This is a genomic window from Microbacterium sp. 13-71-7, assembly GCF_002257455.1.
GTDB lineage: Bacteria > Actinomycetota > Actinomycetes > Actinomycetales > Microbacteriaceae > Microbacterium.
Genome location: NZ_NCKN01000308.1, coordinates 1 through 4,005, shown reverse-complemented (window position 1 = coordinate 4,005; position 4,005 = coordinate 1). Strand labels below are relative to the sequence as shown.

At 74.0% G+C, this 4,005-nt stretch carries 2 protein-coding genes and 2 pseudogenes; 1 reads left to right on the top strand and 3 read right to left on the bottom strand.

The genetic code is table 11. The features are described 5' to 3' along the window. Positions 1–1,138 (top strand): annotated as a pseudogene (locus B7X32_RS19310) (hypothetical protein); the annotation flags it as partial. Positions 1,139–1,259: 121 nt separating this feature from the next. On the opposite strand, the gene B7X32_RS19305 reads toward B7X32_RS19310, so the two are convergent. The 3 genes and pseudogenes from B7X32_RS19305 to B7X32_RS19295 all read right to left on the bottom strand — a co-directional run. After that, positions 1,260–1,718, bottom strand: coding sequence for a hypothetical protein (locus tag B7X32_RS19305; protein ID WP_292723448.1), 459 nt, complete (start codon positions 1,716–1,718; stop codon positions 1,260–1,262). Between the two features lie 273 nt (positions 1,719–1,991). Next, complete coding sequence (locus tag B7X32_RS19300) at positions 1,992–3,314, bottom strand: glutamate-1-semialdehyde 2,1-aminomutase (RefSeq protein WP_292723446.1); 1,323 nt, start codon at positions 3,312–3,314, stop codon at positions 1,992–1,994. Between the two features lie 199 nt (positions 3,315–3,513). After that, a pseudogene (locus B7X32_RS19295) lies at positions 3,514–4,005 on the bottom strand (porphobilinogen synthase); the annotation flags it as partial.

Genomic DNA, 4,005 nt, shown 5'->3' with positions numbered 1-4,005 from the left:
CGACTCCGACTCCGACTCCGACTCCGACTCCGACTCCGACTCCGACTCCGACTCCGACGAGCATGCCTCAGACGAGGACGGATCCGCGGAGGACGCATCGACCGAGGGATCCGCGGCGCAGGGCGCCGAGCCCGACCAGGGCACGGATGCCGAGGGCGCGGCGGAGGATGCCGCGCAGGAGCAGGCCGACTCCGAGCCATCCCCCGCGGAGGCGCCGGAGGACGCGGAGCCGAGCGATGACGAGGCCGGCGCCGAGTCCTACGGCGCGTCGGCGGAGGCGCACGACGACGGCGCGATCGCGGCGGGAGTCGCCCTGACCGCCCCCATCGTCGCCGACTACACGCCGGGCGAGGCGCACCACGAGGGTGCAGACGACGCCGAGCACCCCGCGGACGAGCAGGACTCCCCGCTCACGCACGCCGCCGATGGCGCGGCGGACGAGGACGCGGCCGCGCTCGGATCCTTCGAGACCGCGGCCCTGACCATCCCGGATGCCGCGCCGGTGTCGTTCGACGACCTGATCACCGGTGTGCCGTCGGCCCCGTCGTCCTCCGACGACGCGGACGGCGCCGCCGAGAACGAGGAAGCCGCCGAGGACGAGGGCGCCGCCGGGCAAGACCAGGGTGCCGAGCACGATGGCGACGGCGCCGGCGCCCCCACGGCCGCGACGACGATCATCACGACGCCGGCCGCCGACGACGAGTTCGTCACCCCCGAGCCGAGCACCGAGACCACCGAGATCGCCGGCATCGAGATCTTCGCGGCTCTCGCCGACGGCCGTACGCAGGAGATCCAGGTCATCCTCGACGAGACGCCCGACGAGGACGACGACCTCGAGGACGTGACGCAGGGCGAGATCCACCAAGACGACGACCCCCGCGCCGCCGCCGTCAGCGCCTCGCTCGCCGCGGCCGCCCGCGCGTTCTTCACGGACGACGCCCCCTCGTACACGCCCGGACCCCGCGAGGAGAGCGGCGACCAGCCCGCAGAGCACGACGCGCCGTCCCCCTCCCCCGAGGAGCAGCACGGCGAGGAACAGCAGGGCGAGGAGCAGCACGGCGAGGAGGCCCCGCACGAGCAGGGGCACGACGGCGAGCACCACGAGGGCGACAACCACGGAGAGCACCACGGGCACTGACCCCGGAGCACATCCGCACGGAGCGGCGATCGTCTGAGGACGGTCGCCGCTTCGGCGTCCAGGCGTCGCCTGGGCGGATGCGACCGTCGCCAGGGCGGTCAGCCCCGCCTGCCGCGCCCGGTCAGGCGGGGCGGGGCGAGGGCTTGCGCTTGCGTCCGGGGGTTCCGGAGGGCTCGGCGACGGGGATCGCGCCGGTCGCGGCGATGTCGGTCACCTCGGCGAGCTCGGAGCTCGCATCGAGGCGCAGCGCCTGAGCGAGCGCCAGCCCGTGCCGCGTGGTGAGCACGAGCCGCTGGAACTCCGCGCCCTCCAGGTCGATCACGACGCTGGGCTTGTGCCGGCGGATGAGGACGAAGTCGTTGCCGCTGGCCGACTTCCAGGTGCCGGCCGCGAGCACGAGGGGCACATGCGTGCCGGGGCTGCCGACACCCCGCAGCCACGTCCAGGCGTCGTCCGTGAGCTGCACCTTGACGATCGCCTCGCGGGCGATGTGCAGGTTGTCGCGGCGGAACGAGACGGCGCGCTCGAGCGGGGAGAGCTCCACCTCGAGGCGGGTCCGATCCAGCAGCAGCGTCACCATGACCCCAGTCTGCCAGCGCGGCCCCGGATCCGCCCGCGAGGCACCTCACAGGACGGCAACGATCCCGCTGGGGGGATCCGACAAGCGCACCGCCCGTCGGGGATCCTGCGGGGCGTCGGGGCTGCACGCGGGCGCGGCTGGGCGTGCGCAATTCAGGATGGAATGCGTCGGGCCCCGTTTTCGCCCTCGAGATCGCGCTCGTCCCGCTGATCCATCCTGAATTGCGTACGCTCCGTCGCCGTCAGGCGAACGACGCGCTCGCCGGAAGCAGCCTCAGGCTGTCGCGCGAGCTGCGGCCGAGGCGGCGGCGGGCAGCGCCGCCTCGATCGCCGTGAGCTCGGCGTCCCCGTGGGCGGCCGTGAGGAACCAGGCCTCGAACACGCTCGGCGGCAGCGCCACGCCCTGCTCGCGCATCGCGTGGAAGAACGGGGCATACCGGAAGACCTGCTGCGCCTGCGCCTCGGCGTAGTCGCGCGGTGCGGCCTCCGCGAAGGCCACGCCGAACAGGTTGCCCGCGCGCGGCACGGCGTGCACGACGCCGGCGTCGGTCAGAGCGCGGTCGAGCGCACCGGAGAGGCGCTCCGCGGCCGCGTCGATCCGCGCGTAGACCTCGGGCGTCGCGAGGCGCAGGGTCGCCAGGCCCGCGGCGACCGAGAGCGGGTTCCCGCTCAGGGTGCCGGCCTGGTAGACCGGGCCGGTCGGGGCCAGCCGGTCCATGACCTCGGCGCGGCCGCCGAGCGCGGCGAGCGGCATGCCGCCGCCCACGACCTTGCCGAACGTGATGATGTCCGGCAGGTACTCCTCGCCCTCCGCCTGCTGCAGGCCCCAGAAGCCGGCCGAGTGCACGCGGAAGCCGGTGAGCACCTCGTCGAGGATCATGAGGGCGCCGTGCGCGTGCGCGGTCTCGGCGATGAGGCGGTTGAATCCGGGCTGCGGCGCGACCACGCCCATGTTCGCCGCGGATGCCTCGACGATGACGGCCGCGATCCGGTCGCCGTGCTCGGCGAACACCGCAGCGAGCGCCTCCGGCGAGTTGTAGTCGATGACGAGCGTCTGCGCCGCGATCGGGGCGGGGACGCCCGCGGATCCGGGCAGGGCGAGGGTCGCGACGCCGGAACCGGCCGCGGCCAGCAGGCCGTCCGAATGCCCGTGGTAGTGGCCGGCGAACTTCACCAGGAGATCGCGCCCCGTCGCACCGCGGGCGAGCCGGATCGCGGTCATCGTCGCCTCGGTGCCCGTGGAGACCAGTCGCACGCGCTCGACGGGGCGGGCGTCGCCGTGCCGCACCCGGTCGGCGATGAGGGCGGCGAGTTCGACCTCGCCCTCGGTCGGAGCCCCGAAGGACAGGCCCCGGGTCGCCGACTCCTGCACGGCCGCGACGACCTCGGGATGCGCATGCCCGAGCAGCGCCGGCCCCCAGGACGCCACGAGGTCGAGGTAGGTCGTCCCCGCGGCATCGGTGACCGTCGCGCCGGAGGCGCTCGCGAGGAACCGCGGCGTGCCGCCGACCGATCCGTAGGCGCGCACCGGCGAGTTCACCCCACCGGGGATCACGGCACGGGCGGCGTCGAACAGGTCGTCATTGCGGTCGGTCATGGATCCATTCTCCCGGAGGTCGCTGTGCCGTTGCTGCTCGGGGGATCCGCGCGGGCTTGGGAGGGCGCCGCGTTTCGTCTCGGTCGGCTTCGCCGTCCTCGCTCAACGACCAGGGGGGTCGGTCGGCTTCGCCGTCCTCGCTCAACGACCAGGGGGTGGGTCGGCTTCGCCGTCCTCGCTCGACGACCAGGGGGAGAACTCAGCCGCGGGCGAGCCAGCGGGCGGCCTCGGTCGCCCAGTAGGTCAGCACGACGTCCGCGCCGGCGCGGCGGATCGACAGCAGCGACTCCAGGATCGTGCGCTCGCGATCGAGCCACCCGTTCTGCGCGGCGGCCTCGATCATCGCGTACTCGCCCGACACCTGGTAGGCCCACACGGGCACGCGCACGGCGTCGCGCACCTCGCGCATCACGTCGAGGAAGGCCATCGCGGGCTTCACCATGACGACGTCAGCCCCCTCGGCCTCGTCCAGGAGCGCCTCGCGCACCCCCTCGCGCCGGTTGCCGGGGTCGAGCTGGTACGTGCGGCGGTCGCCCTGCAGCTGGGAGTCGACGGCCTCGCGGAACGGGCCGTAGAACGCGCTCGCGTACTTCGCCGCATAGCCGAGCAGCAGCACGTCCTGGAAGCCCTCCGCGTCGAGCGCGTGGCGCACCGCGGCGACCGGGTCGCCGGGCAGGATCTTGAACGCGAA